The sequence below is a fragment of the Uliginosibacterium silvisoli genome, from assembly GCF_036017035.1.
In the GTDB taxonomy this organism is placed as follows: domain Bacteria; phylum Pseudomonadota; class Gammaproteobacteria; order Burkholderiales; family Rhodocyclaceae; genus Viridibacterium; species Viridibacterium silvisoli.
In genome coordinates this window covers 102,947-127,315 of record NZ_JAYXHS010000001.1, presented here as the reverse complement: position 1 = coordinate 127,315, position 24,369 = coordinate 102,947, and the positions used below count along the sequence as shown (strand labels likewise).

Annotated in this window: 29 protein-coding genes; 11 read left to right on the top strand and 18 right to left on the bottom strand. The window is 63.6% G+C overall.

All coding sequences use genetic code 11. The annotated features are described in order from the left end of the window. On the top strand, positions 1 to 813 hold the full coding sequence (locus tag VVD49_RS00600; RefSeq protein WP_327597178.1) for a lysophospholipid acyltransferase family protein: 813 nt from the start codon (positions 1 to 3) through the stop codon (positions 811 to 813). Further along, positions 810 to 1,589 carry a glycosyltransferase family 2 protein gene (locus VVD49_RS00595; RefSeq protein ID WP_327597177.1) on the top strand — a complete coding sequence of 260 codons (780 nt, stop codon included), beginning with the start codon at positions 810 to 812 and terminating at the stop codon, positions 1,587 to 1,589. Before VVD49_RS00600 ends, VVD49_RS00595 begins: the two co-directional genes overlap by 4 nt. Positions 1,590 to 1,601: 12 nt before the next feature. Here the strand turns inward: VVD49_RS00595 and fabG are convergent, their stop codons facing one another. The 13 genes from fabG to VVD49_RS00530 form a co-directional block, all read right to left on the bottom strand. Next, on the bottom strand, positions 1,602 to 2,321 hold the full coding sequence (gene fabG, locus VVD49_RS00590) for a 3-oxoacyl-ACP reductase FabG (RefSeq protein ID WP_327597176.1): 720 nt from the start codon (positions 2,319 to 2,321) through the stop codon (positions 1,602 to 1,604). Continuing rightward, positions 2,318 to 2,815, bottom strand: a complete 498-nt coding sequence (locus tag VVD49_RS00585; RefSeq protein WP_327597175.1) for a hotdog family protein — start codon at positions 2,813 to 2,815, stop codon at positions 2,318 to 2,320. The genes fabG and VVD49_RS00585 overlap by 4 nt, the downstream gene beginning before the upstream one ends. Beyond that, on the bottom strand, positions 2,806 to 3,612 hold the full coding sequence (locus VVD49_RS00580) for a beta-ketoacyl synthase chain length factor (protein ID WP_327597174.1): 807 nt from the start codon (positions 3,610 to 3,612) through the stop codon (positions 2,806 to 2,808). The genes VVD49_RS00585 and VVD49_RS00580 overlap by 10 nt, the downstream gene beginning before the upstream one ends. Before the next feature lies 1 nt (position 3,613). Continuing rightward, complete coding sequence (locus VVD49_RS00575; protein WP_327597173.1) at positions 3,614 to 4,837, bottom strand: beta-ketoacyl-[acyl-carrier-protein] synthase family protein; 1,224 nt, start codon at positions 4,835 to 4,837, stop codon at positions 3,614 to 3,616. Positions 4,838 to 4,896: 59 nt separating this feature from the next. Then, complete coding sequence (locus VVD49_RS00570) at positions 4,897 to 5,775, bottom strand: alpha/beta hydrolase (RefSeq protein WP_327597172.1); 879 nt, start codon at positions 5,773 to 5,775, stop codon at positions 4,897 to 4,899. Positions 5,776 to 5,825: 50 nt separating this feature from the next. Next, entirely contained in the window at positions 5,826 to 8,225 is a 2,400-nt protein-coding gene (locus VVD49_RS00565; RefSeq protein ID WP_327597171.1) for an MMPL family transporter, read from the bottom strand. Then, positions 8,222 to 8,809: a LolA-related protein gene (locus VVD49_RS00560; RefSeq protein WP_327597170.1), complete on the bottom strand. Its 588-nt coding sequence runs from the start codon at positions 8,807 to 8,809 to the stop codon at positions 8,222 to 8,224. The genes VVD49_RS00565 and VVD49_RS00560 overlap by 4 nt, the downstream gene beginning before the upstream one ends. Then, positions 8,806 to 9,813: an LpxL/LpxP family acyltransferase gene (locus VVD49_RS00555; RefSeq protein ID WP_327597169.1), complete on the bottom strand. Its 1,008-nt coding sequence runs from the start codon at positions 9,811 to 9,813 to the stop codon at positions 8,806 to 8,808. The genes VVD49_RS00560 and VVD49_RS00555 overlap by 4 nt, the downstream gene beginning before the upstream one ends. Positions 9,814 to 9,818: 5 nt before the next feature. Next, positions 9,819 to 10,124: an ApeI family dehydratase gene (locus tag VVD49_RS00550; protein WP_327597168.1), complete on the bottom strand. Its 306-nt coding sequence runs from the start codon at positions 10,122 to 10,124 to the stop codon at positions 9,819 to 9,821. Next, positions 10,121 to 11,476, bottom strand: coding sequence for an AMP-binding protein (locus VVD49_RS00545; protein WP_327597167.1), 1,356 nt, complete (start codon positions 11,474 to 11,476; stop codon positions 10,121 to 10,123). Before VVD49_RS00545 ends, VVD49_RS00550 begins: the two co-directional genes overlap by 4 nt. A 73-nt stretch (positions 11,477 to 11,549) precedes the next feature. Continuing rightward, entirely contained in the window at positions 11,550 to 12,188 is a 639-nt protein-coding gene (locus tag VVD49_RS00540) for a COG4648 family protein (protein ID WP_327597166.1), read from the bottom strand. A gap of 11 nt (positions 12,189 to 12,199) precedes the next feature. Further along, entirely contained in the window at positions 12,200 to 12,475 is a 276-nt protein-coding gene (locus tag VVD49_RS00535) for a phosphopantetheine-binding protein (protein WP_327597165.1), read from the bottom strand. Positions 12,476 to 12,595: 120 nt separating this feature from the next. Next, positions 12,596 to 13,249 (bottom strand): phosphatase PAP2 family protein, encoded by a 654-nt coding sequence (locus VVD49_RS00530; protein WP_327597164.1) that lies wholly within the window; start codon positions 13,247 to 13,249, stop codon positions 12,596 to 12,598. A 246-nt stretch (positions 13,250 to 13,495) separates the two neighbouring features. Here VVD49_RS00530 and VVD49_RS00525 point away from each other — a divergent pair, with 246 nt between their 5' ends. Beyond that, complete coding sequence (locus tag VVD49_RS00525) at positions 13,496 to 14,065, top strand: hypoxanthine-guanine phosphoribosyltransferase (protein ID WP_327597163.1); 570 nt, start codon at positions 13,496 to 13,498, stop codon at positions 14,063 to 14,065. 28 nt (positions 14,066 to 14,093) lie between these two features. Here the strand turns inward: VVD49_RS00525 and VVD49_RS00520 are convergent, their stop codons facing one another. After that, positions 14,094 to 14,309 (bottom strand): hypothetical protein, encoded by a 216-nt coding sequence (locus VVD49_RS00520; RefSeq protein ID WP_327597162.1) that lies wholly within the window; start codon positions 14,307 to 14,309, stop codon positions 14,094 to 14,096. Between the two features lie 48 nt (positions 14,310 to 14,357). Here VVD49_RS00520 and VVD49_RS00515 point away from each other — a divergent pair, with 48 nt between their 5' ends. The 4 genes from VVD49_RS00515 (at position 14,358) to purU (ending at position 16,888) form a co-directional block, all read left to right on the top strand. Further along, positions 14,358 to 14,831, top strand: coding sequence for a hypothetical protein (locus VVD49_RS00515; RefSeq protein ID WP_327597161.1), 474 nt, complete (start codon positions 14,358 to 14,360; stop codon positions 14,829 to 14,831). A gap of 146 nt (positions 14,832 to 14,977) precedes the next feature. Beyond that, positions 14,978 to 15,586 (top strand): bifunctional phosphoserine phosphatase/homoserine phosphotransferase ThrH, encoded by a 609-nt coding sequence (thrH, locus tag VVD49_RS00510; protein WP_327597160.1) that lies wholly within the window; start codon positions 14,978 to 14,980, stop codon positions 15,584 to 15,586. A 38-nt stretch (positions 15,587 to 15,624) separates the two neighbouring features. Continuing rightward, positions 15,625 to 15,990, top strand: coding sequence for a 5-carboxymethyl-2-hydroxymuconate Delta-isomerase (locus VVD49_RS00505; protein ID WP_327597159.1), 366 nt, complete (start codon positions 15,625 to 15,627; stop codon positions 15,988 to 15,990). 37 nt (positions 15,991 to 16,027) lie between these two features. After that, on the top strand, positions 16,028 to 16,888 hold the full coding sequence (gene purU, locus VVD49_RS00500; protein WP_327597158.1) for a formyltetrahydrofolate deformylase: 861 nt from the start codon (positions 16,028 to 16,030) through the stop codon (positions 16,886 to 16,888). A gap of 65 nt (positions 16,889 to 16,953) precedes the next feature. Here purU and VVD49_RS00495 read toward each other — a convergent pair whose 3' ends face one another. The 4 genes from VVD49_RS00495 to VVD49_RS00480 form a co-directional block, all read right to left on the bottom strand. Next, positions 16,954 to 17,760, bottom strand: coding sequence for an FTR1 family iron permease (locus tag VVD49_RS00495; RefSeq protein ID WP_327597157.1), 807 nt, complete (start codon positions 17,758 to 17,760; stop codon positions 16,954 to 16,956). A gap of 42 nt (positions 17,761 to 17,802) precedes the next feature. After that, positions 17,803 to 18,159 carry a cupredoxin domain-containing protein gene (locus tag VVD49_RS00490; RefSeq protein ID WP_327597156.1) on the bottom strand — a complete coding sequence of 119 codons (357 nt, stop codon included), beginning with the start codon at positions 18,157 to 18,159 and terminating at the stop codon, positions 17,803 to 17,805. A 223-nt stretch (positions 18,160 to 18,382) separates the two neighbouring features. Then, complete coding sequence (gene ugpQ / locus VVD49_RS00485; RefSeq protein WP_327597155.1) at positions 18,383 to 19,123, bottom strand: glycerophosphodiester phosphodiesterase; 741 nt, start codon at positions 19,121 to 19,123, stop codon at positions 18,383 to 18,385. Continuing rightward, the gene (locus tag VVD49_RS00480) at positions 19,123 to 20,409 is read right to left on the bottom strand and encodes an extracellular solute-binding protein (protein WP_327597154.1); all 1,287 of its coding nucleotides are present in this window, start codon (positions 20,407 to 20,409) and stop codon (positions 19,123 to 19,125) included. Before VVD49_RS00480 ends, ugpQ begins: the two co-directional genes overlap by 1 nt. 208 nt (positions 20,410 to 20,617) lie before the next feature. Between VVD49_RS00480 and VVD49_RS00475 the strand changes: the two genes are divergently transcribed. The 4 genes from VVD49_RS00475 (at position 20,618) to VVD49_RS00460 (ending at position 24,290) form a co-directional block, all read left to right on the top strand. Further along, positions 20,618 to 21,058 (top strand): hypothetical protein, encoded by a 441-nt coding sequence (locus tag VVD49_RS00475; protein ID WP_327597153.1) that lies wholly within the window; start codon positions 20,618 to 20,620, stop codon positions 21,056 to 21,058. 86 nt (positions 21,059 to 21,144) lie between these two features. Beyond that, positions 21,145 to 22,227, top strand: coding sequence for a 23S rRNA (cytidine(2498)-2'-O)-methyltransferase RlmM (gene rlmM / locus VVD49_RS00470; protein WP_327597152.1), 1,083 nt, complete (start codon positions 21,145 to 21,147; stop codon positions 22,225 to 22,227). Between the two features lie 118 nt (positions 22,228 to 22,345). Next, the gene (locus VVD49_RS00465; RefSeq protein WP_327597151.1) at positions 22,346 to 23,788 is read left to right on the top strand and encodes a DEAD/DEAH box helicase; all 1,443 of its coding nucleotides are present in this window, start codon (positions 22,346 to 22,348) and stop codon (positions 23,786 to 23,788) included. Between the two features lie 136 nt (positions 23,789 to 23,924). Beyond that, positions 23,925 to 24,290 carry a potassium channel family protein gene (locus tag VVD49_RS00460; protein ID WP_327597150.1) on the top strand — a complete coding sequence of 122 codons (366 nt, stop codon included), beginning with the start codon at positions 23,925 to 23,927 and terminating at the stop codon, positions 24,288 to 24,290. The last annotated feature ends 79 nt before the right edge of the window (positions 24,291 to 24,369 follow it).

Below are 24,369 nucleotides of genomic sequence, written 5' to 3'. Positions count from 1 at the left end.
ATGGACCGATTGGCAACGCTGCTGCGCCATGCGCGCGAGCACGTACTTCTGTGGCTGGGCCTGGGTTCTCTGGCGCTCGGCTGTATCGTATGGACCGTCATCGCCATTCCGGCGGAGCTGCTACTGCCGAAGGCCGTGGCACGCCGCTTCGGCCGTCAGGGCGTGATGCGTGGCTTCCGCCTGTACCTGTGGTGGCTGGAGCTGATCGGCGTGGCGCGTTTCGATCTGAGCGCGCTGGACGCACTGCGCGATGCGCCGCCGATGATCATTGCACCCAATCACCCGACACGTATCGATGCGCCGATGGTGCTGTCGCGCCTGTCGGGCATCGTCTGTGTCACCAAGGCCAGCCTGCTCGACAGCTTCCTCATGGGCGTGGGCGCGCGTCTCGCAGGCTACATTCGTAACGACTGGTTTCTGGGGACCACGGCACTCTCGATCGAAGCTCTGGCCGAGGGCCAGCATGTGCTGATGTTTCCCGAGGGTACGCGTACCGAGCGGGGGCCGATCAATCCCCTGCGCGGTAGCGTCGGCGTGGTTGCGGCGCGTGCCGGCGTGCCGGTGCAGACCCTGATCATCGAGACCGACTCGGCGTTTCTCGGCAAGGGCTGGGCTTGGTTGCGGCGCCCGGACATGCCGGTACATTTCTCCTTCCGTCTCGGCGAGCGCCTCGAAGCGCCGCATGATTCACGTCAGCTGCCGGTATTGCTCGAAGCCTCGTTCAGGCGCCAGCTGGCCGGCGTGCATTTCCCCAGCGCGTGCGAATTGCCCGCGGCAACGGAGCAACCCTGCAGTCAGGCCGTGGGTTCATGAACGCTCTGTCCTCTGCCGCGACGCAGGCCTCGCAAACGCATCTGGTCCTGATCCCGAGCTACAACCCGGGCGAGAGCGTGTTCGGCACCGTCAGTGCTGCGCGCGCGCAGTGGTCGCCGGTGTGGGTCGTTGTCGATGGCAGTACTGATGGCACGGCCGAGCGCCTGCAGGCGCTGGCGCGCGACGATGCCGGTTTGCGTGTGATCGTATTGCCCGAGAATCAGGGCAAGGGCGCCGCCGTCCTGCATGGCCTGGAGCTGGCCGCCGCCGCGGGCTTCACCCACGCCTTGACGATGGATTCGGATGGCCAGCATCCGGCCGAACTGATTCCGGCCTTCATGGCGAAGTCACAGGCTGCGCCCGCGGCCATGGTGCTGGGTCGCCCGGTTTTTGACGATAGTGCGCCGGCTGTGCGGGTCAGGGGGCGCAAGATTTCCAACGCCCTCGTCAATCTGCTCACGTTGTGGGCCGGTGTCGGCGATGCGCTCTATGGCTTTCGCGTCTATCCCGTTGCGCAACTTGCAGATGTCATGCACGGCAAGCGCTGGATGCGGCGCTTCGATTTCGATCCGGAAGCTGCTGTACGCCTGTGCTGGCGCGGCGTGAAGCCGTTCAATATTGCTGCGCCGGTGAAGTACCTGCGGGCCGATGAGGGCGGCGTCTCGCACTTCAATTACCTGCGTGACAATGTCTTGCTGACCTGGATGTACAGTCGCCTGGCTGTGGGAGCAATCCTGCGTTTGCCGCTCTTGTTTTGGCGCAGGGTCGCTACCTGAGGCTTGTCAGGCTCAGGCCATGCCGCCGTTGATCGAGATGGTCTGCCCTGTGATGTAGGCCGATGCATCCGAGGCGAGGAAGGCAACCAGCGCGGCCACTTCGTCGGCGGTGCCCGCGCGTTTCACGGGCACCATGCGATCGATCGTCTCCTTGTCGAAAACGCCTTCCGTCATCTCCGAGGCGATGATGCCTGGCGCCACTGCGTTCACCGTAACGCCGCGGCTAGCCACTTCGAGGGACAGCGCACGCGTCGCCGATTGCAGCGCGCCCTTGGCGGCTGAGTAGTTCACCTGACCGCGATTGCCGGTAATCGCAGCGACCGATGACATATTCACGATGCGTCCCCAACGCGTGCGGATCATCGGCAGCATCAGTGGCTGCGTGACATTGAAAAAGCCGTTCAGCGAGACGTCGACGACGCGTGACCACTGTGCGTGATTCATGCCGGCGAAAACGCCATCGTCATGTATGCCGGCGTTATTGACGAGGATCTGGATCGGCCCGACCTCGACGAGTGCGGCCAGCGCACTTTCGCATGCCGCCGTATCCGTCACGTCGAAGCTCACGGCCTCGGCGGAATGGCCTTGCGCCCGCAATTCTGCGGCGAGGGTTTCGGCGCGTGCTGCATTGCTGTTGGCGTGCACGATGACGTGGTGGCCTTGTACGGCCAATGCACGACACACGGCGCTGCCAATGGCGCCACTGCCGCCGGTCACGAGAGCGCGTTTCATTTCTGTTCCATTGCTTGTTGAGCCTGCTTTGCTTCGATCTTGCTCGCATCGAGCACGACGGCGGCGCGGCCCGTTACCAGCGCTGTGTCGCCGGCACTGACCTTGAAGCTGTAGAGAATGCTCTGGCCGTCACCGGTCAGGCGGCTTGCTTCGACGCGCAGTGTGCCGACGATGTCGTCCAGTGTCATGACATGCAACTGTACGTCGCGCATGCTGGCGAGGAAGCCGGCGCGCGGCCGCGTGTCATCAGACAAGCCTGCGAGCAGGGCGCCATGGATGGCCATGGCCTGCGCCGCGTATTCGACGCCGCAGGCAGCACCGAGCTGCCCGGCTTCGCGCAGCGGGTTATCGCTGTTGCTATGGCTCTGACTGTGGCAGCGGATGCCGTCGGCATCCCAGTGCTCGACGCTGTCGAGCAGGCACATGTCTGCCGTGTGAGGAATGCGCGCCGCGATCTGCTGGCGATCGAGCATGGTCGACGCGCTCAACGACATGGCGTGATGCTGACGCTCAGGCCGAGTGGCGCGAGGTACTCGAGAGTCACGCGGGTTTCCTGCTTGCGTGCCACGGCGCTCAGCAAGGGCAGGGCGCGGCCGCTTGGCGTGCCGGTCTGCAGCGCGGCCAGTTCCGGCGGTACTGCGGACAGTGTTGCGTCAGCGCTGAGGCTGAGGTCAAGCCTGGCGAGTGACCGGTTGCCCGCCTGTGCGGACAGGACGAGTCCGATCGCCATATTGTCGAGCAGTGGGCGTGCCGTACCGAGCGGATGCGGGTAGACGCTGTCGTGCACGACCAGCAGGCAGTCATCGCCCGTGCTGGCAACCTGTGTGGCCGCTTCGAGCAGTCCGGCTGCGAAGCTAGCATCGTAGGCGCACAGGCTGGTGGACTGCGCCATGCAACCGGTGGCGATGCTCCAGTAACCGGAGGACGCGTTATGCACGGAGTTGTGGAAGCGCGTGGGCGAGATGAAGCGATCGCTGCCGGCAAGCGCCTCGCACAGCGCATGGCAGTTCTCACCTTCGGCATTCGATGCGGAAAAGACGGAGGCCAGTTTCGCCGGATCGCGCTCTGCGTGCTGTGCAGCTTCGAGACCTGTGGCCAATGCCAGCTTGATGACGACGCCGATGCGGCGGCGCTCGGCCGGCGGCAATACCTGCAGGGCCGGTATCTGGGTTGGGGTGTGCGACCAGGTCTGTTCATCGCGCAGCAAGGCGGCGAGCGTCGGCCAGTCAGCGAAGCCGGGGCCGATGGCACCGAGGCCGAGAAGGTGGACGGTGGTGTGGGCAGTTGTCATGTCAGCGTGCTCCCCGTTGTCCGAGCAACAAGCTGCAGTTGGTGCCGCCAAAACCGAAGGAATTGCTGAGCACGCGCCGGATGGGCTGGTCGCGATTGGCGAGCTGATAGTTCACCTGTAAGGCTGGATCGAGTTGCGTGATGTTCAGCCCGCCGGGAATCAGGCCATGCTTGATGCATAGCGCGGAGATGATAGCCTCGGTGCCACCAGCGGCGCCCAGGGTGTGGCCGGTTGCCCCCTTGGTCGAGCTGCAGGGCGTGACCATGCCGAACTCGGCTGCGATGGCTTGCGCTTCGGCTGCATCGTTGCTGGGGGTGGCCGTGCCGTGGAGGTTGATGTAATCGATGTCGCTGGCCTGCAAGCCAGCCTGCTGCATGGCTGCGCGCATGGCAATGCGTGCGCCGAGGCCTTCCGGATGCGGCGCCGACATATGGTGCGCATCGGCCGACTCACCCACGCCCAGCAGCAGCACGTCGTTATCGCGCGCAGCATGCACGTCGGCGCGCTCAAGCAGGATGAAGGCGGCGGCTTCGCCGATGGACAGGCCGTTGCGCGTGGCGTCGTAGGGTTTGCACGGGTCGGCAGACAGCAGTTGCAGGGAATGGAAGCCGTGCAGGGTCGTCAGGCATAGCGAGTCGACGCCGCCCACTACGGCTGCATCGATGAAGCCCGCAGCAATCATGCGCTGGGCATTGCCGAAAACCTTGGCGCTGGACGAGCAGGCCGTGGATACGACAACCGCCGGGCCTTCGAGCTGCAACGCATGGCGCACGAAGTCGGCGATCGAGTAGGTGTTGTGAGTCTCGCGATAGTGGAAGTCGGCGGGTAGCTTGCCTGCATCGTCGCGTCGCCGGAAGGCTTGCTCGGTTTCCAGAATGCCCGAGGTGCTGGTGCCGAGGAACACGCCGATGCGGCTGGCGCCGTGGCGCGCGCGCGCGGCAGCGAGAGCTTCGAGAATGCCGTCTTGCTGCAGTGCCAACCAGGCCAGACGGTTGTTGCGACATTCGAAAGCGCGCAGCGACTCCGGCAGCACGACCTCGTCGACACCTGCCGCATGGCCGATCCACGTCGCCAGCTCCACGGTTTCGAAGCGTTGATCAGACAGGCCGCTGCGTGATGCGCGCAACGCTGCGAGTGTGGCCTGCAGACCATGGCCGAGACTGGAGCTCAGGCTCATGGCGGACAGGTGCAGGGGTGCAGAAAGAGAGTTTCGGTTCGACGCCATCGGACAGAAATGAATGAGGCAGGGAGCGGTGCGCTTCAGGCGCAGGACAACATACGGTGTTACAGGCGGATTCTATCAAGATGTGCCCGTTTGGCAGCCTCCAGGGCCCACGGGCCTTCGTCGAGAAATTCTTGCCATAGGTGACGCCATGTTTGCCAGTCATGCCCACCTTCTACGAGTTGCACATGCGCTGGTGGCAGTGCTTCGCTGAGCAGGCGCTGGCCTTCGAACAGACGGTCTGCCTTGCCTGTAGCCAGAAAGATGCCCGGCACGCTGGCGGGCTTCTGTTGTTGCAGCGACGCTGCTGAAGCAAACCAGCGCAGGGCGGGGCGCTCATCGCCCATCTGCGCCTGTGGTGTCGCTGACCAGCTCCGCAGGCCGCCTGCTTGGCGGATCTCGCCGAGCACCTTGTCGGTTCCGGGGAAGGGCGCAATCAGGAGGATGCCGGTAATGGATTCTGCATGCTGCGAGGAATACAGCAGTGCGCCCAGACCGCCGAGGGATACGCCGACGATCCAGATCTCGCGATAGCCCTGTGCGCGGGCTGGCGCGAAGATGTCCTGCTCCAGGCGCAGGTCGACGTCGCGGGCCTCGTAGTAGCCGAAGTGTGCCTCAGGCATCAGCACGTCGGCGTCGATGCCGCGCGAGCGCAGATCCTTGACGAAGCCTTCGCTGACGAAATCAGCGGCTTTGTCGTAGATGCCTGGCAGCATGACGACGAGACGTTTGGCCGGTGCTGCGGGCGACAGCCTGTCGTGCAGCGCGGGCAGGGGGACCGTATGTGGCTGCGGCAAGAAACCGCAGGCCGACAGCAGCGTGCCTGCCGCTGCGAAGCACAGGTAAAGCAGGCGCTTGCCGCCGCGAGCATGGCGGCCACCAAGGCGTTGCCGGGCGAGCTTCAACCAGAGTGCGCTGCGCCGGGAAAATTGCTGGGGCATGTTGCGGTTCTCCCTTTCCCGGGCGCTGTCTCTATCGTGCGACAGGCGCGCTAGGCGCTGGTTCGTTTGGCCGGTACCAGCACGGCGGCCAGTAGCAGGGACAGCAGCGCGCCGGGCCCGACCGTAGCGCCCAGCGCACTGAGTACGGATACCGATGAGGTCGCCAGCAAACCGAAGCCGACGACGGTTGCGAGGTTGGCCAGCACCAGTGACACGATGGTGCGATGCTGCTGCGCCGGCGTAGTGTCCTCATCGCCTTGATCGAAGAACAGCGCGTAGTTCGAGCCCACGGCAACGGTCAGCAACAGGCCGATCAGGTGCAGGATGCTGAGCATGGTGCCGCTCAACACGAGGCCTGCCATCACCAGCGCCACGCTGCCGGCCAGTGGCAGCAAGACACGCACGATGCGTCTGGCATCGCGCAGGGCCAGCGCGATGACGCCGATCACCGCGGCCAGCCCCCAGGCGGAGAGGCGGATGGCTTCGTCGAGATAGCCGGCATAGAGTGACTCGGCCTGGTCGCGCAGGTCGATGACGTGCAGATTCTCATTGCCGCCCTCGAGCTGGCTGCTGGCGAGGGCAGTGCGCAGCTGCTGCAGATCGAGCCCCTTCTCGTTGCTTGCAGGGGCATTGAGCGGGATCAGCAGCGTGTAGCCCTCAGACTTGCGCGCCAGCATGGCATCGAGCCCCAATGCGCTGGCCGTGCCATCCAGATCGGCACGTGTCAGTGGTTTGCGTGTTCTGGCGGCTTGCACATCGTCGACGAAGCCTTCCAGCTTGTCGGCGCGCAATGGCATGTCGACCAATGCAGTTTGCAGATTGCTGCGCAGTGTCGCCGCATCGGGCATGGCACTCTGGCGCGCCTGTTGCGTGGCAAGGCTAGGCAGCATGCGGGCTGGTGAGTTGAAACCTGCCAGCACGCCGTCGTCGACCAGTTTGCGCAGTGGCGCGTCGAGCTTCTCGGCCGCTCGCAACGCAGCCTGTTCGTCTGCGGCATTGAAAGCCAGCAGGTAGCGTGAATCCGGCGCACCGAGCTCACCACGCAACTGGGCGTCGAGCTCCTGGTCTGCACGCGGCACCGGATTCAATGCCGAAATGTCGTGGTTCCAGATGTGTGCATGCTGCACGCACAGGAAGACGGTGGCAGCAGCGATCAGGCCCAGGGCAATGACGCGGCCGCGCGCCAGCCAGTGCGCCGCACTTGTGAGGCGCGCCCCGATAGGCTCGATGTCGCGCATGTTGACCGACTTCGGCATCAGCGAGGGCAGCACGTAGCGCGTCACCAGCACGGCCGCCAGCAGGCCGCTCATCGAGTACAGGCCGAGTTGGGCGAGGCCCGGAAAGCCGGACACCAGCATGGCACCGAAACCGCAGACCGAGGTGGCGACGCCGATCAGCACGGTACGCCAGAACTTGCCTTCCCAGCTGCGCGGCGCGGCGCCCTGCGAATTCTGGCCGGACTGCACGAACAGGTAGATCGAGTAATCGACCGCCTCACCGATCAGCGTGGCGCCAAAACCCAGCGTGAGGCCATGCACCTGGCCGAAGCCGAGGCTTACCGCAGCGATGCCGGCGAGCGCTCCGCTGAGTACCGGCATCAAGCCGAGGATCAGCAAGCGCGTCGATCGGTACACCGCCAGCAGCAGGATCACGACGAACACCGTCGACAAGCCCGCGAGCAGGCGTGCATCGAACTTGATGGCGTCGCGCGAATGCACGGAGAACACGCCAGCGCCGGTCAGCACCACGCGCATCGCATTGGCCTGATCGCCGCTTTGACCGCGTACCGCTTCAAAGCTGCTGCGCACTTCTGCGATGGTGGCCGCTTGTGCATCCGTGTCGGACCCTGCGGCACTGGTCTGCAACAACAGCAGGGCGCGGGAATCATCACGCGATACCCATACGTCATCAGCGACGCGCGGGCCGCCGCCCTGTTGCAGATTGTCGATGAGCTCAAGCGTCTCGCCCGTCGGGTCCTTGGCGAGCAGGCTCTTGAGCATCATGCCGGCACTGCCGGACAGACTGTCGAGCGAATTGCCGATGGCTTCACGCAAGCCGTCCGCCGTGAAGTGCTCGGTGGTGACGGCAGGGCTCAGCAGGTAGCGATTGTTGAAGTAGAAGGAGCGGTCACGCGCCAGCGTGGCGCTCTCGCCGTTCTGTACGCCGATGAAGCGTGGCGACTGGCGCAGCTTTGCCGCCAGTTCGCGCGAGGCACGATGTCGCGAAGCTGCGTCGCCGCCTTCGATGCCGACGATCATCAAGCGTGCAATGGTGCCGTCGCGCAATTGCTCGACGAGCACACGCTGTTGCGCATCCGGATTGCTCGGCAGGAAGGCCGACATGTCGGCAACGAAATGCGTGCGCAGGATCACGCCGACGCAGAGCACCAGCGCGACCAGCCAGATCAATAGCGGCAGTTTGCCTGCCAGCGTGCGACGCACTGCGCTCATGGCGTGAGGACTTTCGAGATAGTCATGATGGAGCGGTCGCCATCGCTCTGTTCGATGTCGATCTGGCGCACCTCGCCGCGTACGCCGTCGATGCGTATCTGCGCCACAAAGCCTGGTGAGAGGGGGGTAAGCACCAATGCCCAGCGATTCGGTGCGCCGTCCAGGGCAACTTTCCAGACGCGCTCCAGGGCTCGCTGATCACCCGCGAGGGTGGCGCGGATGCTTTCGACAAAAGCCGACACCTCCGGGTGCTCCTGCAGGGACATCTTCATCGAGCGTTTGCCACGCTCCAGCGTCAGCTCGTCCCCCTTGAGAATCAGCGCTTCGGGGCGCGGCTTGAGCGTGCGCTTCTCGAGCTGGTCGGGTGCGGTGAAGCTCAGCTCGCCGGATGAGACGACGGGCTTGTCGAGCATGCCGATGAATTTCTGCTCGACGAAGGTGGCGCGACCCGCAGGTGTCTCGGCCAGCAGCTTCATCAGATCGGGGAGTTGCCAGGAGGCCGCGGATACGGACTGCAGTGGCAAGAGACCGAGGGTGCACAAGAGTGCAAGGACAAGCCTGAGCTGGCGCAGCGTATTTTTCATGATGGCTGTTCGGAAGTCTGACGGGACCTGGTCCGCGTGGTGGTGGCTTCACCGGCATTCCAGAACTCGAAGAAGTTGAACCAGTTGTAAGGCGCTTCGCGGCAGAAGCGCGTCAGGAGATCCGCGTAATGATGACGTGCCGTCTCCATGAGCGCCTCCTTCTCCGCGTGGGAGTAGTCCGTGAAATTGGCCAATGGTTCGAAATGCACGTCGTAGCGGTTGCCTCCGCGATACAGGCTGACCATGAAGAATACCGGCACGCGCAATAGCGCTGCCATGCGGAACGCACCTGTCGGTAGCGGCGCGTCGGCACCGAGTACCTCTGTCGGGCGCATTTCACTCTTGCCGAAACTGCGGTCGGCGAGAATGCCGACGATCTGCCCGGCGGCGAGCCGCTCCTGTACCTGCAGCATGGAGTCGAGGCGGCCCAGCGGCAGGATCTCGTTCGCTGCGTCGGGATCGACGCTGGCCAGCATCTGCGAAATGTGGCGCGCATTCTCTTCGTACATGGCCATGGTGATGCGCCGCCCGGAAAGATTGCGTGCAGCAGCGCGCAACGCATCGAAGCTGCCCATGTGCGCGCCGAACAACAGCAGGCCACCGTGCTCGTCGTTCATGCGATGCATCGTCTCTTCGCCAAACAGGCGGATGTCGAACAGGTCGCCCTTGTCGTTGAGAATGAAGACGCGGTCATGCACCGTGGTCGAGAAACACAGGAAGTGGCGGAAAACATGCCACAGGCTTGCCCTGTGGCCGAGGACGCGGCTCAGGTAGTCACGCGAGGCGTGCCGGGCCTGGCGCGCGGCGCAAACGAAATAGGCGGCGATCAGCCACAGGATGGGGCGGGTAGGCCAGCGCCCCAGCGCCAGTGACAGTCGCAGCATCAGGCGCATGGCCCAGGGAGAGCCACGTTCGTTGCGAGCCGCCCAGTGTGCCGGAGGCTGCTCGCCCGGCTGTGCGCTGACAGGGGGCGGGGAGGCGAGGGGTTTGCCGGGCGCGCTCATGGCGACTATTCAGCGTGCAGGTTGAAACGGCCAGAGACCAGCTTGCGTACGCCACCTTCGTGGGCCGTTTCGATATCGAAGCGGACGCTGTCCGCGCCGGCATCGAAGCTCAGGCTCAAGGGTTCTCCCGGCAGTGCCGGGCTGAGAAACTTGGCCTGTGCAACGCTGCTGATCCGACGCCCCGTGGCTTGCGCGACGGCACGGATGGCGAGGTCGATGAGCAAGGCGCCGGGCACGATGGGGCGCCCCGGGAAGTGTCCCGCAAAAGCCGGGTGGTCCTCGGCGATGAACAGCTCGAGCCGCTCGCTCATGCATGCTTTCCGGTCAGGTCTTTCGACAAGGACTGCATCGCGGCATGCGTCAGCTTGCCGGTGTTGTTGCGCGGCAATTCGGTGACGAAGACCAGCGGGCGGGGCATGAACACGGGGTCGATGCGCTGGCGCAAGGCATCGAGGATATCGGCTGGCTTGAGCGAGGGGGCAACGACGAAGGCGCCGAGCCGCGCGACGATGCCGGGAGTCTCATCCGTCGGCTGATGGAAGACGCCGTCGACGACACCTTCGATGCTGTTGAGCACGGTGTTGAGATAGGCCAGCGAGGTGCGCTTGCCGGCGATGTTGATCATGTCGCTCAGACGCCCCTGCAGGACGAAGCGTGAGCAGCCACTGTCGGCCGGTGGGCGATGCTCGATCAAGTCTCCCAGGGCCACCGCCTGCTCGATATGCCCGCCCTGCGCCCAGGTGCGCCCATCGTCATCGTGCAGCGTGATGCCCTTGAAGCCTTGCCACTCGTTCGTCATGACCGTGCGGCGTGTGGCGATCTGGCCGGTTTCCGTCGAACCGTAGATTTCACAGAGGACCGCATCCATCGCCTTCTCGGCCTGGGCAGCGAGCTCTTGCGACAGCGGGGCCGTGGCGCAGATGATGAGGTCGACCTGCGGCACGGCGACGCCGGCTTCCAGCAGGGTGCGCAGGTGGAAGGGGGTCGTGACGAGGCAGCGCGGGCGTGGCATGGCAGCCAGGGCCGCAGCCACGTCGGCAGGGAAGAACGGGCGTTCCGGTTGCAGCACGCCCCCGGCGAGCAGCGGCAGCAACAGGCTGGATTCGAATCCGAACATATGCTGGGCGGGTACGGTGCCAAGCACGCTGCAAGGGCCCGGCGTCCACGCCCACTGCGCTTCGGCGGCGGCCAGGATGTTTGCGACCAGCTTGCCCCAGGTCTTGTCGTGCGGTTGCGGTACGCCGGTCGAGCCTGAGGTGTACAGCCGCGCCACGACACGGTCGACGGGAATCTGGGGCATGTCCTGAAGCAGCGGTGCGTCGTCAGGCGTGCGGCCGACGCGCAACTCCGGCAGGCCGCCTGCATCGCAAGCGATCTCGGTGAGCGCTTGCAACTGCGGGAATTCGCTGTGCAGCCTTGCGTACATCTCGGCGGAGACGGCGTTCGGCAACAGGGTGATCGTGCCGCGCAAGGTGGCGGCAAAAAAACCGAGCGCGAACAGGTAGCGATCACTGCACAGATTGATGACCTGGCCCTGCTCCGGTAGCTGTGCCGCGAGTGCGCGGATGTCGCGCACGAAGGCTGCCAGCGACACCGCTTGACCTGCGTGCCAGGCCACGGTGGCGTTCCAGTCGGAGCGCGGCAACAGAGCAAGCGAAGTCATGGGGCAGGTCAACTCGGATGGCAGGTGGGTGAGAGGGGCAAGGTGTGCAGTTGCGAAAAGGGCGCCGCCGCGTTCATGTGCTGCGATCGCCATAGGCTGCAACCGAGCGGATCGTCTCGGAGATGCCCGAGCGTTCGGCCTTGGGGATCACCAGCATGCGCGTGAAGAATTCGACCACGAACATGGCGCCGATCAGCGGAAGATTGAGCACGTTGGCAAACCACGACCAGGCTTCGATGTGGCCACTGAGAAACAGCGCAGCGCTGAGCACGACGCAAAAACCGAAGAAGATCGTCCACGCCCAGGTGATCTGGCGTGTGTAGCGCTCGACGCGCGGCGTCATGAAGCTGCGCGCCATGCGCGCGAGGCGGGTGCACAAGGCTTCCTTGCCCGGCAACAGGGTGGAGCCGAAGATGCACGCCGCAAACAGGTTGCAGGAGAGGTCCTGCAGGAAATACACCCACACGATCTTGTGGATCAGTTGCGGCGTGAAGACGTAGAGCAGCGCAAAGACGCTGGCCAGGGCCAGCAGGACGAGCCAGCGCGCGCGCGTTTGCCAGCCCCAGACCGCGAGCATCATCGACAGTGGCAGGAAACCGGTGATGACGACCAGCGAGGTGGGCTGGGCTGCCGTGGCGGCTTCATGCGCCATCCACAGATAGACGATGCCGAACGCGCCGAAGAGCGCGATGCGCAATGCCGTGCGCGCCATGATGCCGTGGCTTACTTGCTGCGGTGCTGGGCGATGTGCGCCGCCAGCGTACGCAGGGAGGTGAAGATGTGCGTGTTGTCCTGATTGTCGGCCCGTAGTTGCACACCGTACTTCTTGGATACGACCAGCGAGATTTCGAGCACATCGATCGAGTCCAGCCCGAGGCCGTCGCCGAACAAAGGGGCCTCTGGTTCGACGCTCTCGGCAGCGATCTCGAGATTGAGGGCTTCGACGATGAGTTGCGCGACTTCGCGCTCGAATGCGATGGAGTCTTGGGTTGTGGACATGTCTTTAATGGGCCTGTCGTGGCAGTGCTGGAAGTTCAAGTCCATTCCAGCCGGGGCTTGCATGGACCACATCACTTGCAGTGGCGCAAATGGTGACGAAGGTGAAAATAGCGCGGCGAATTATATATCAGACCCGCTATCAGGCCCGGGCACGCGCTGGGGCCGCCCGAGGTGACGTTTCAAGGGGAATGCGGCAGCCGTCACGAGCAAGGCAAGGACAATGCCGCCCAGGGCATCGAGCGCGACATGCTGCTTGGTGGCCAGCGTCGAATAGATGATGCCCAGGCACCACAATGCACTCGCCACGCGCAGGCCCATGCCGGTGCGCATGACGCGTAGCTGACGATCCAGCCAGATGGCGGAAAACAGTGCCGAGGCCACGTGCATCGACGGGCAGGCATTGCCTGCTGCGTCTATGTTCTGCAGGAAGGTAAAGCCGGGGTAGCGGCTCCAGTCGATGTCCGGCCGTGCAATGGCGGTGGGCCAGAGGTAGAAACAGCCAAGCCCGATCAGACACAGCGCGCAGGCCGCAAAGCCATAGCCGATGAGGCCCTTGCGCGAGCCGAAGAACGCTGCCGGAAAGCCGATATAGACCCACAGCGAGACGTACAGCAGCAGGGATTCGGGTTGGAACGGGATGGCCCGGTCGAGTGCGGTGACCGGCATGACCGTGACTGCGAAGGCGGGGTTCTTCAGCAGCCACAGGTAGATGATGAAGAAGATCGTCAGGAACGCAGTGAGCCCCAGTCCCTTGAGCAGGGGAGCGACTTTCATGCGCGGCCACAGCTCCCTGTGCCAGAGGCTGTCGGACTGGCCGAGACTTGTGGGGTGTGTGAGCGCGTCTTCGGGGGGCACGGGGCTTGGGAGCTTGAGGGTTGATTCGCAGCCGGGGTGGCAGGTGAGCTGCGATTATGCCTTGCCGGGCAATTTCTTTGCGAAGACTCAAGCGCCGAATGCGCCGGTGGACGAGGCCTTGGATAGAATTCGCCTGATTCACCCACACGTAGCAGACAGGACGATATGCCCGAAAACAAACAAGCCTTGCTGGCAGAAGTGAAGCAGGTGCGTGCCGAGGCAGATTGCCTGGCCGACGAAGCGCGCATCGAACAGGCGCTGGACGACATGGCTGCGGCCATTACGGCGCGACTCGGCGACGCAGACCCCTTGGTCTACACCATCATGAACGGCGGTCTGGTACTGGCCGGCAAGATCCTGCCGAGGCTCAACTTCCCACTGGAAGTCGCCTACCTGCATGCCACGCGTTATGGCCATGCCCTGAACGGCACCATGCTCGACTGGCGCGTGCGCCCGACGCAGGATCTGCGCGGCCGCAGCGTGCTGGTGCTCGATGACATCCTCGATGAGGGCTATACCTTGCTGGCCGTCATGGAGCACCTGCGCAACGAAGGCGCGAGCGAAGTGTTGTCCGCTGTGTTGATCGACAAGCAGCACGACCGCAAGGCCCGGCCCGGCATGCGCCCGGATTTCTGCGGGCTGGATCTGCCGGATCGTTTCCTGTTCGGCTGTGGCATGGACTACAAGGGCTACTGGCGCAATACGCCAGCGATCTACGCGCTCAAGGGCAGCTGAGGGGCCGCTGGGCCGGCTTCACAGAGCCTCATTCGGCGAGCAGTTGCGCGATCTGCCAGGCCTCGAGGTCAGCCTCGTATTGTTTCTTGAGCCGGTAGTAGATCGTCCACACACAGGCCTCACCGCATTCGTTGTTGCAGCAGTCGAACACATCGGGTTCGCGCGGCGGAACAGGCGGGTTGGGCGTAGCAGTAGGGGCTACGGGAACTGGAGTGGGGAGTGGCGTGGGGCTGGGGTCTGACATGAAAGCATTCTACAAGCAGTGCCCTGCACTGCATCCAGGTGAAAAAGCATGCTGAAAATCGTGAAGCTGGCATTCGTCGCAGTACTGACTGTCATGGCGGCAGGCAATCCCTCCGTGGCGGCCAAACAGGACCCGCTCCTGCCCTTGCTGTCGACCGACATTCCTGCTGTATGTGGTTGCAGTTTCGTGCGCTACAAGAGCAAGGGTGAGATGCCGCTGATGCACTGGGCGAGCGATGGCAAGCAGCAGGCCGTGGTGCGCACCGAGGGCCAGCGCCACGTGCTGGAACTGCGCCAGCAGAAACGCATGCCCGAGCGCAGCGGGCGTCCGCAACCGAATGACCGGCTGGTGCTGTTCGTGGCCAATGGCGACTGGCAGATCCAGATGCTGGGCATGGCGGTATCCGGCTGTCCGGCAAAGACGCAGTGCACGGCGAGCTACCAGGGCAAGCTGCTGGTGCAGCAGAACGGTGGTGCGCGGACCGAGATCCCGGTTGAAGGCAGTTGCGCCTGCCCGAAGTAATGAGCGAGTAGCGTTGGGCCGGCAAGCTGCGGGCACAGCGCGTGCTGCGCTGCGCGTTGAGAGCGGGCTGCGTCGAGGTAGAATCCCGCGGCGCCGTGCTGGCGCGACGGCGTATTCAACTCTCAACTGATTCAAGGGCTTCTCAAGTGCAAATCGTTTGTCTCGACATGGAAGGCGTTCTCGTTCCGGAAATCTGGATCGAGTTTGCGCAGCGTACCGGTATTCCTGAGTTGCGCCGTACGACGCGCGACGAGCCGAACTACGACACCTTGATGAAGTACCGGCTGGACATCCTGAAGCAGCACAAGCTCGGCTTGCCGGATATCCAGGCCGTCATTGCACAGATGGGGCCGATGGAAGGCTGCAAGGACTTCCTCGACAGCCTGCGCGAGACCTATCAGGTCGTGATCCTGTCCGACACCTTTTACGAGTTCGCCAAGCCGCTGATGGTGCAGATGGGGCAGCCGACGCTGTTCTGTCACCGTCTCGAGGCAGATGCGGATGGCATGCTGGTGAATTACCACCTGCGCATGCCGGACCAGAAGCGCGCCGCCGTGAAGGCGTTCAAGGAACTCAACTTCAAGGTCATCGCCGCCGGCGATTCCTACAACGACACCAGCATGCTGGGCGAGGCCCATGCCGGCATCCTGATGCACCCGCCTGAAAACGTCGTGCGCGAGTTCCCGCAGTATCCGGTGACGCGCTCCTACACCGAGTTGCGCGCCGAGATCGACAAGGCAGCGGCGCGGATCTGAATATCTCCCGCGCATCGCGGGGTCACCGGAGAAGCGCCATGCCGCACATCAATATCGAGTACACCGCCAATCTCACCGAAGCCTTCGACGCGACGGCGGCGCTGCGGGCCGCCAATGCAGCCATCGTCGGCAGTGGTCTGTTCGACGAGGAGCTGAGCGTCAAGAGCCGCGCCATCCTGCTGCAGGACTTCCGTGTCGGCAATTTCGAAGACGGTGAGGCCTTCGTGCATGCGCGTATCCACTTGATGGCAGGTCGCAGCATCGAACAACGCAAGCAACTCGGCGCGGCCGTCGTCGCAGCAATCGGAGAGGCGGTCAAGCCGACCGCGGGCTTGCGCGTGCAGATCACTGCCGAGCTCAATGAAATGCTGGCCGAGACCTATCAGAAGCTCGTCATCGGCTGAGTGCGTCGGAATCCAACCAGAACAAGAAAGCACCTCAATGCACAACCAGCGCTTCTACACCCTGACCATTTCCTGCCCGGACCGCGTGGGCATCGTCGCGCGCGTGTCGACCTTCCTTGCCGAGCATGGCGGCTGGATTCTCGAGACCAATCTGCATGCCGATCGCGATGCCGATCGCTACTTCATGCGCATGGAGATCAAGGCCGATTCGCTGCCGTTCCACCTCGCCGAATTCCGCGAGCGCTTTGCTCCCCTGGGTCGTGAGCTGCAGATGGACTGGAAGATTTCCGACAGCGCCATCAAGAAGCGCGTGGTGCTGCTGGTCAGCAAGCAGGAGCACTGCCTCTACGACCTCCTGTCGCGTTGGCAGAGCAAGGAGCTTGATGTCGAGATTCCCTGCGTCATTTCCAATCATGAAACCCTGCGTGGCTTCGTCGAATGGCATGGCATCCCGTTCCATTACGTGCCGGTGACGCCTGACAACAAACTGCAGGCCTACGCCGAGATCGGCCGCATCTATGATGAGGTGCGCGGCGACTGCATGGTGCTGGCGCGCTACATGCAGATCCTGTCGCCAGAACTGTGTGCGAAGTACCCCGGCCGCATCCTCAATATCCACCACAGTTTCCTGCCCAGCTTCGTCGGCGCCAAGCCTTACCACCAGGCCTACGAGCGCGGGGTGAAGCTTATCGGCGCGACCTGCCACTACGTGACGGCCGATCTGGATCAGGGCCCCATCATCGATCAGGACGTGATCCGCGTGGATCACTCCGACTCGGTCGACGACATGGTCCGCTATGGGCGTGATATCGAGAAGGCGGTGCTGGCGCGTGGCTTGCGCTATCACCTGGAAGATCGCGTGTTGCTCAATGGCAACCGGACCGTTGTGTTCCGCTAGGGCCTGCAATTGCTGGACATGAAAAAGGCGCCCTCGGGCGCCTTTTTCATGTGGTTGTGACGCGCTTACTTTTTCGGCGCTGCCAGGCGCATGCCGATCAGCACGACGATGAACGTCACCACGTAGAACAGCATGTGCATGCCGGTCGGTTGCGGGTCGTAGCCGGCGAGGGCGTGCAGCACGGTGCCGAGTGCCGAGTCGCCAGGCAGGATGCCCGAGACGTCCCACAGTGGATCCGCCAGCGAGGGCAGCTTGTCTGCCTGGATCAGCAAGCGCGCAGCCTGACCGGCCATGCCTGCAGCCAGCAGCAGGATCAGCAGGCTGGTGGCCTGGAAGAACCAGCGCAGCGGGATGCGCAGCAGGCCGAAGTACAGCGCGGTGCCGACGGCGACGCCCGCCAGCATGCCCAGCACGCCGCCCAGGACCATCGAACCCACGGTTGTGCCGCCTTGGGCGATCAGGCCGTAGAGGAATAGCACGACTTCGGAGCCTTCCCGCAGGACGGCCAGGCCGATCACGGTCAGCAATACGGTCACCGACTCAGCGCCCGAGCCGACGGATTTGCCGACGGCGCTGGCTTGCGCCGCCAGCTCCTTGCCGTGACGTGCCATCCAGATGTTGTGCCAGCTGAGCATGACAACGGCAATGCCGAGGATGCCTGCATTGAACAACTCCTGGCCAACGCCTTCGGCCAGATTCGAAATGCTGCCGGCAAAGGCTGCGACGAAACACGAACCGGCGATGCCGAGCGTGACGCCACCGGCGATCCACAAGCCGCGATTGCGCACGCCACGTGTGGCGGCGGCGATGATGCCGATGATGAGCGCGGCCTCAAGGACTTCGCGAAAAAGAATGATGGCAGTGCCGAGCATGAGTGACTTTCTGTTGTGCCTGTAAGAGGAGGGTGTGCTTGCTTACTCGGCGATCAGCACGCCCTGCGCGGTGGCTTCGTTGAACTCACCGAAGAAGGGGTATTTGCCCGGCTTGAGCGGACCGACGATGACCATGCCCTTGCTCTTGCCCGGAATGATCTTTTCGGCACGCAGCGTGGCGCTTTCGAATTCTTCAGGCGTCGCGTCGCGGTTGTCGATGACGATGCGGATCTTCTGGCCGGCGGGAACGCGGATTTCTGCTGGCGTGAATTTGTGGTTTTCGATGACCAGCTTGATGTCGGCATCGGCCAGCGCTTGCGTTGCAGTCAGGCCGGTGACGAGTGCGCTGAGGGCAATCGCGGTTGCAGACAGGGCGTTACGAAGACGGAAAGTGCGCATGGTGAAGGTCCTTTGAAAAGTGCAGGCATAATAATGCGAATAGTTCTCATTGGCAAATTTGGGAAATTCGCCGTGTCTGGTCGTGCAAGGGGCCTGGTGGAGAGGGGCGGCATGTGCATGCCGGCAGCATCGCGAACGCAGAGCGTCCGGCGAAGACCACGAGGCGGGGGAGTGTTGTGTCAGCGACCCGCTGAGGGATCGCTAGCGTCGCCTGAGGTGAGGCTCAGATGCGGATCAGGTCCGGGCGGTCGGTGATGAAGGTGTCGACGCCCCAGCTGCGCAGCAGACGGGCGTGCTGGGGATCGTTCTCGGTGTAGACCACCAGGCGTATGCCGCTGCTCTTGATCGCATCGGCCTGGGCTTCGGTCAGGTGAGCGCAATTGGTGTGGATCGAGACGACATCCAGCGCATGGCAATGCGTTTTCCAGTCTTCCGGGAGCGTATCCACCAGCCAGCCGCGCGGCAGTTGTGGTGCTGCTTGCGCGGCAGCCAGCAAAGCCGTGGAGGAAAAGGAAGACAGCAATGGGGGCACTGCGCCCGGGTCGCGGCCCTGCATCGCCAGTTGCGCCACGGCCGTACCGGTTGCCCGTTCGTAACCGGCGGCCGGCTTGATCTCAACATTGGTGGCCAGGTCGAGCGCGCGGCAGCGTTCGAGGGCTTGCGCGAAACGCGGGATCGGCTCGCCCTCGAAAGATGCGTGGTGATGACTGCCGGCATCCAGCGTCCACAGCGAGGTGTCGCTGAAATTCATCAGCTCACCGCTGCCGTTGGTGGTGCGGTCCAGCGTTTCGTCATGGATCAGGATGGCTGTGCCGTCTCGTGTCAGCATCACGTCAAACTCGACGCCGAGACAGCCGACGGCCTTGCACACACGCAGTCCTGCGAGGGTATTTTCCGGCGCCAGAGCGCCGCCACAGCGATGTGCCATGACGGTGGGCCATGGCCACTCCGGCAAGGCCCGCATTACATGCGTCCGCTACGGATGCGCATGACGGCGTCGTCCATGGCTTGCTTCGGCGGCTTGCGGTCGGCCCAGATATTCTCCATCTCTTCGCCCAGCACGCGACGCACGCCCGGTGCATGAGCGAGAGGGCTGGCCGCCGAAGCGTCCGTGGTCGGTTTGTTGGTCAGCTCCGCAATGGCAAGCCGGTTCGCTTGCAACTCGTCCTGAAGCAATTTCGAACTGGTGGCAATCAACAGGCCCGAAGGGTTGAGTGGCAGATAGCCGGCATTCACCTGCCATTCGACCTGGCTTTCCGGCGTCAGCCAGAAGCTCACAAAACGGGCGACAGCCTTGTATTCGGCGGGCGTGCGGCCTGCCGCTACCCACATCGAGGGGCCGTCGGCCAGCGTATTCTGAGGCGCGCCGTAAGCCCCGTCGTGGTACGGGAAGGGGGCGACGACGACGTCAAACTTCGCCTGGCGGCGCAGGGTCGGGAAAGCCGACGAGGGTGCCGTCAGCGTCACGCAATTGCCCTGTGCAAAGACGTTTTCGGCATTGTTGCCCTGGCCAAAGAAGTGCAGGTACTGGGCGCGCACCCAGCTGTTCATGAAGGCCAGGTGCTTGACCTGCATGAGGCCATTCACCGCAATTTCCGGCTTCTTGCCGACTGCGTAGGGCTGGTTGTGCCAGGCGCTGACGTTCTCGATAAATGTCGAGACGGGCTCCGACGTGGTGTATGGGCAGTTGTAACCAAAACCGCGGATCTTGCCCAGCGCCTCCTGCCAGCCCAGCCAGGTCTTGGGCAGGTTATCGGGATCGATGCCGGCATTGATCAGTTGCTGCTTGTTGGCGTACATCACTGGCGTGCCGAGGCCGATCGGCAGGGCCTGGGCGCGACCCTTCGCGTCAAGCGATGCGGGGCTCATCATGCGCGGCACCGCGAGGGTAGGCACCCGTACATTGGCCGCTGCGAGGATCTCCGAAAGGGGTTTGATGCTGCCGCGGCGGGACAACAGTTGCGCTTCGGATTCGCTGTCGAGAATCATCAGGTCGGGCTTGCCCTCGGTCCAGGGCGTGCTGCTGACCTTGATGTGAATGCCTTTGACCGTGGTGTTGAAGCGCTCGACCAGCTTGCTCAGCTGCTCGCCCTTGTCTGGGCCCAGTTCGTGCACCAATTCAAGTTCGACGACCTGTTCAGCCGCCTGGGCGGGGATCGCCAGCGCCAGCAAGGTGCCGCCAAAGAGCGGCAGCGAGCAGGTTCGTGTGAGCTGGAGCAGACATGACGTGAGCTTCGAAAGGATGGGCATGGAGGGCCTCGTGGCAGTAGTGGTGGTGAAATTATAGGTGTCTGGCTCGAGTCGGTCGTGTTGTCGAGCGACGGGCGGAAAGCGCGGCCCGCGGGGAGTGCCGTGGGCGCAGCCGGACGGCATTCTCAAGTTGGCGCAGGCAGGTGACGTAATACTGTCAGGTCGTTCATCCCCTGAGTCACGCCCCAGAGGCAAGGCTATTCCTTATATGCGCGCATTGTTGTTACTTGTTTTCCTGCTTACGCCACTGGCGGGTTGTGACCGTCTCGGCATTCCAGATCCAGCCAAGGACGCCGCTGCGCGTGATGAAGAAGGCAAGGCCATTGGCGGCGCATGTCGCCAGTCCGGCCGTGCGCTCGAAGACTGCTTCACCCTCAATCCAGGGGCCAACAAGGCGGCTGTCTTCAATGGCTGGAAAGACATGAACGACTACATGACGCAGAACAAGATCGAGACCGTGAAGCCGGAGCTCACGCCCACCCTGCTGAATGCCAAGCATGCCGAAGCTACGCCAGCCGCCGGCTCCGAGCCCAAGGCGGAGGACGAGCAATCCGGCGCCGAGGACGATGCGACAGACAAACGTGCCGCCGCCAGGGCTGCTGCGCGCAAGCGTCGGCAAGAGGCACGGCAGCAGTCCGAGCCGCATTAGCCGGTAGCGCGTGCCGTATCGCCCGGCACGGTGTGGACGGGTGTGCGGCTATACTTCGCCCCTCCCGCAAGTCCGAGCTTCATCCCATGAGTCTTTTGGCCACCGGCCTCGTCATGCATTGCCGTGCCGGCTTCGAAAGCGAAGTCGCGGCCGAAGTCATTGCCCTGTGCGGGCGCCACGGCATCAGCGGCGTCGTGCGCACCAAGCCGGATACCGCACTGGTGCGTTTCACGCTCGATCAACCGCACGACTGGCAGGCCCTGCTGGCGGCGCTGCCATTCAGCGAATGGATCTTCGCGCGCGAGCGCTTTGCGTGGCTGGGCAGCATCAAGGATCTGCCCGAGCAGGATCGCGCTGGTTTCATCACGCAACATCTGGTCGCCCTCTACGCGAAGACACCGCTGCGCTTCGGCCGTGTGAGCTGCGAGTTCGCCGATACGAACGAGGCCAAGGAGGTGTCGGGCTTCGTGCGCAAATTTGCGCCGCATCTCGAGAAGGCTTTGGGGAAGAAGGGCATGCTGGCCATGAAGGCCGACGCGCCGACCCTGCACCTGTTCTTCGAAACCTCGGGTGCCTGCGACTTCGGCGTGTCGATGCCGGAGGATGCTTCACCCTGGCCGATGGGCATTGCCCACCTGCGCATGCCGATCGGCGCGCCGAGCCGCTCCACACTGAAGATGGCCGAGGCCTTCTTTGCGCTGATGAGCGAGAAGGAGCGCGCCTCGACGCTGCGTGCCGGCCTCAAGGCGGTCGATCTGGGGGCTGCTCCGGGCGGCTGGACTCTGCAGTTCGCCCAGCGCGGCGTGAAGGTCAGTGCCATCGACAATGGGCCTATCGCCGAGAGCGTGCTGGCGACCGGCCTGGTCGAGCATATCCGCGCCGATGGCTTCGTCTGGCGGCCGAAGCAGCGCGTGGACTGGATGGTCTGCGACATGGTCGAGCAGCCGGCGCGCGTCGCCGAACTGATCGCCGACTGGTTCGTGACCGGGCGTTGCCGGCGCAGCATCTTCAATCTCAAGCTGCCCATGAAGAAGCGCTACGTTGAAGTCGAGAAGTGTCGTGCGCTGATCTCCGCGCGCCTTGATGACGAGGGGCTCAGCCACGTCATGCGCGCCCGTCACCTCTATCACGATCGTGAAGAGATCACCGCCTATCTGGCGCTGATCTAGCCGCCGTCGGCGCCCTAAAACCCCCGTTACCGCAAAGCATGGCTATTGCCCGGCCGGTGCAGCGGTTATACTCGCGCGTTGTTTTAACGAGATTTGCCGGATTGAAACCGGATTGCCGATGAGCTTTGCTGAACTTGGATTGATTCCCGAACTGCTGCGCGCCGTTGATGAGGCAGGCTATACCGAACCCACGCCTATCCAGCGCAACGCCATTCCCGTGGTACTCGCGGGCGGGGACGTCATGGGGGGCGCGCAGACCGGCACCGGCAAGACCGCCAGCTTCACGCTGCCCTTGCTGCACCGCCTGTCACGCCACGCCAGCACCAGCACCTCGCCGGCGCGCCACCCGGTACGTGCCCTGATCCTGACGCCGACACGCGAGCTGGCCATGCAGGTCTTCGAGTCGGTGCGCACCTACAGCAAATACGTTCCGCTGAAGAGCATCTGCATCTACGGCGGCGTCGACATGAAGGCACAGATCGCCGAACTGCGTAGCGGTATCGAGATCGTCGTGGCCACGCCGGGTCGCCTGCTCGATCACGTCGAACAACGCACCATCCAGCTGGGGCAGGTGGAATTCCTCGTCCTCGACGAAGCGGACCGCATGCTGGACATGGGCTTCATTCCGGACATCCGCCGCATCATCGGCCTGTTGCCACAACAACGTCAGAGCCTGCTGTTCTCGGCGACCTTCTCCGAAGAAATCAAGAAGCTTGCCGACAGCATGCTGCGCAATCCGCAGCTGATCGAAGTCGCGCGTCGCAACATGGTCAGCGAGACAATCAGCCACATCGTGCATCCCGTCTCCACCAGCGTGAAGCGCGAATTGCTGGCGAAGATTCTCGACGATGGCACCAGCGATCAGATGATCGTTTTCGTCAGCACCAAGTTCGGCTGCAGCCGCCTCGCACGCCACCTCGAGAAGGAAGGCATCTCGGTCGATGCCATTCATGGCGACAAGGGGCAGCAGCAGCGCACGGAAGCACTCGAGAAGTTCAAGGCCGGCCAGACCCGTGTGCTGGTGGCGACCGATGTCGCTGCGCGCGGGCTGGACGTCGATGATTTGCCCTGCGTGGTGAACTTCGAGCTGCCGCCGAATCCGGAAGACTACATCCACCGTATTGGCCGTACCGGTCGCGCCGGAAAGTCGGGGCGCGCAATTTCGTTGGTTGCGCCGGAAGAACAGCCGCGCCTGAACGCCATCGAGAAGATGATCAAGATCAAGGTGACGCAGGAGCTGGTGCCGGGCTTCGGGCCGGATACCAAGCCAGAAGAGCTGCTGCGTCCGCGTCGTCCGCGTCAGGAAGAACGTCGCCCGCGCGGCGATGCAGAATCCGGTTCGTCCGAGCGCAGCCAGGGGCGTCCGCCGCGTGCGCGCAGCAATGCCAACAACATGATCGCGCCGGATGGTTTTGACTTTTCGCGCCCGTATGCCGCAACAGATGCTGCCGCGGCGCCCGCAGCCGCGCCCAAGAGTCCCGCTCTCGAGGGCAGCAGCCCCCCGGCGCGGGGCAAGACCCGCTCGGTGGCGTTTCTGCTGGGCGGATCTGGCAAGCAGTAAGCAACCCAAACAAACGCCGTCGGATGACGGCGTTTTGCTATCCGCCCCTGGGCGACCCACAGGGGTGGTGGCGAGCCTGCGGGGCGCATGCGTCGGGCAAGCATGGAAACCAAACCAAACCAGATCAGGGGAGATCATGGAATTCGAAGAAGAGTTCAAGGGGGTTTCGTCACGCATCCTGCGCCGGGCATTTTTCAGTGCCATGCGGGATGGCATCCGCGTGTTGTGGCCCATTTTCTCCGGCCTGCTGATTTTCATCGCGGGGTTGGGCGTGCTGATCGGGCGGCTAGAGGGCTGGTCCATACTCGACTCGCTTTACTTTGCTTTCGTGACCGGCCTGACGATTGGCTATGGAGACTTCTCTCCGCACTTTGCATCGACCAGGCTGCTTGCCGTGCTCATAGGCCTGCTGGGTGTGTTGCTGACCGGCCTGGTCGCGGCACTGGGTGTCAGCTCCCTCAATTTCGTGCGTGATTCGCTGGCTTCACGAGCCAAGCGTTAATCATCGGTTTCACGGTTCGGCCAGCGCCTTGCTGGCCATGCCCCAAACAAAAAACCGCGCCTGAGCGCGGTTTTTTGTT

Bases quoted from the DNA above. Each gene is read 5' to 3' on its own strand.
- VVD49_RS00600 (WP_327597178.1), top strand. From the start codon at position 1: ATGGACCGATTGGCAACGCTGCTGCGCCATGCGCGCGAGCACGTACTT.
- VVD49_RS00595 (WP_327597177.1), top strand. From the start codon at position 810: ATGAACGCTCTGTCCTCTGCCGCGACGCAGGCCTCGCAAACGCATCTG.
- fabG (WP_327597176.1), bottom strand. From the start codon at position 2,321: ATGAAACGCGCTCTCGTGACCGGCGGCAGTGGCGCCATTGGCAGCGCC.
- VVD49_RS00585 (WP_327597175.1), bottom strand. From the start codon at position 2,815: ATGTCGTTGAGCGCGTCGACCATGCTCGATCGCCAGCAGATCGCGGCG.
- VVD49_RS00580 (WP_327597174.1), bottom strand. From the start codon at position 3,612: ATGACAACTGCCCACACCACCGTCCACCTTCTCGGCCTCGGTGCCATC.
- VVD49_RS00575 (WP_327597173.1), bottom strand. From the start codon at position 4,837: ATGGCGTCGAACCGAAACTCTCTTTCTGCACCCCTGCACCTGTCCGCC.
- VVD49_RS00570 (WP_327597172.1), bottom strand. From the start codon at position 5,775: ATGCCCCAGCAATTTTCCCGGCGCAGCGCACTCTGGTTGAAGCTCGCC.
- VVD49_RS00565 (WP_327597171.1), bottom strand. From the start codon at position 8,225: ATGAGCGCAGTGCGTCGCACGCTGGCAGGCAAACTGCCGCTATTGATC.
- VVD49_RS00560 (WP_327597170.1), bottom strand. From the start codon at position 8,809: ATGAAAAATACGCTGCGCCAGCTCAGGCTTGTCCTTGCACTCTTGTGC.
- VVD49_RS00555 (WP_327597169.1), bottom strand. From the start codon at position 9,813: ATGAGCGCGCCCGGCAAACCCCTCGCCTCCCCGCCCCCTGTCAGCGCA.
- VVD49_RS00550 (WP_327597168.1), bottom strand. From the start codon at position 10,124: ATGAGCGAGCGGCTCGAGCTGTTCATCGCCGAGGACCACCCGGCTTTT.
- VVD49_RS00545 (WP_327597167.1), bottom strand. From the start codon at position 11,476: ATGACTTCGCTTGCTCTGTTGCCGCGCTCCGACTGGAACGCCACCGTG.
- VVD49_RS00540 (WP_327597166.1), bottom strand. From the start codon at position 12,188: ATGGCGCGCACGGCATTGCGCATCGCGCTCTTCGGCGCGTTCGGCATC.
- VVD49_RS00535 (WP_327597165.1), bottom strand. From the start codon at position 12,475: ATGTCCACAACCCAAGACTCCATCGCATTCGAGCGCGAAGTCGCGCAA.
- VVD49_RS00530 (WP_327597164.1), bottom strand. From the start codon at position 13,249: ATGAAAGTCGCTCCCCTGCTCAAGGGACTGGGGCTCACTGCGTTCCTG.
- VVD49_RS00525 (WP_327597163.1), top strand. From the start codon at position 13,496: ATGCCCGAAAACAAACAAGCCTTGCTGGCAGAAGTGAAGCAGGTGCGT.
- VVD49_RS00520 (WP_327597162.1), bottom strand. From the start codon at position 14,309: ATGTCAGACCCCAGCCCCACGCCACTCCCCACTCCAGTTCCCGTAGCC.
- VVD49_RS00515 (WP_327597161.1), top strand. From the start codon at position 14,358: ATGCTGAAAATCGTGAAGCTGGCATTCGTCGCAGTACTGACTGTCATG.
- VVD49_RS00505 (WP_327597159.1), top strand. From the start codon at position 15,625: ATGCCGCACATCAATATCGAGTACACCGCCAATCTCACCGAAGCCTTC.
- purU (WP_327597158.1), top strand. From the start codon at position 16,028: ATGCACAACCAGCGCTTCTACACCCTGACCATTTCCTGCCCGGACCGC.
- VVD49_RS00495 (WP_327597157.1), bottom strand. From the start codon at position 17,760: ATGCTCGGCACTGCCATCATTCTTTTTCGCGAAGTCCTTGAGGCCGCG.
- VVD49_RS00490 (WP_327597156.1), bottom strand. From the start codon at position 18,159: ATGCGCACTTTCCGTCTTCGTAACGCCCTGTCTGCAACCGCGATTGCC.
- ugpQ (WP_327597155.1), bottom strand. From the start codon at position 19,123: ATGCGGGCCTTGCCGGAGTGGCCATGGCCCACCGTCATGGCACATCGC.
- VVD49_RS00480 (WP_327597154.1), bottom strand. From the start codon at position 20,409: ATGCCCATCCTTTCGAAGCTCACGTCATGTCTGCTCCAGCTCACACGA.
- VVD49_RS00475 (WP_327597153.1), top strand. From the start codon at position 20,618: ATGCGCGCATTGTTGTTACTTGTTTTCCTGCTTACGCCACTGGCGGGT.
- rlmM (WP_327597152.1), top strand. From the start codon at position 21,145: ATGAGTCTTTTGGCCACCGGCCTCGTCATGCATTGCCGTGCCGGCTTC.
- VVD49_RS00465 (WP_327597151.1), top strand. From the start codon at position 22,346: ATGAGCTTTGCTGAACTTGGATTGATTCCCGAACTGCTGCGCGCCGTT.
- VVD49_RS00460 (WP_327597150.1), top strand. From the start codon at position 23,925: ATGGAATTCGAAGAAGAGTTCAAGGGGGTTTCGTCACGCATCCTGCGC.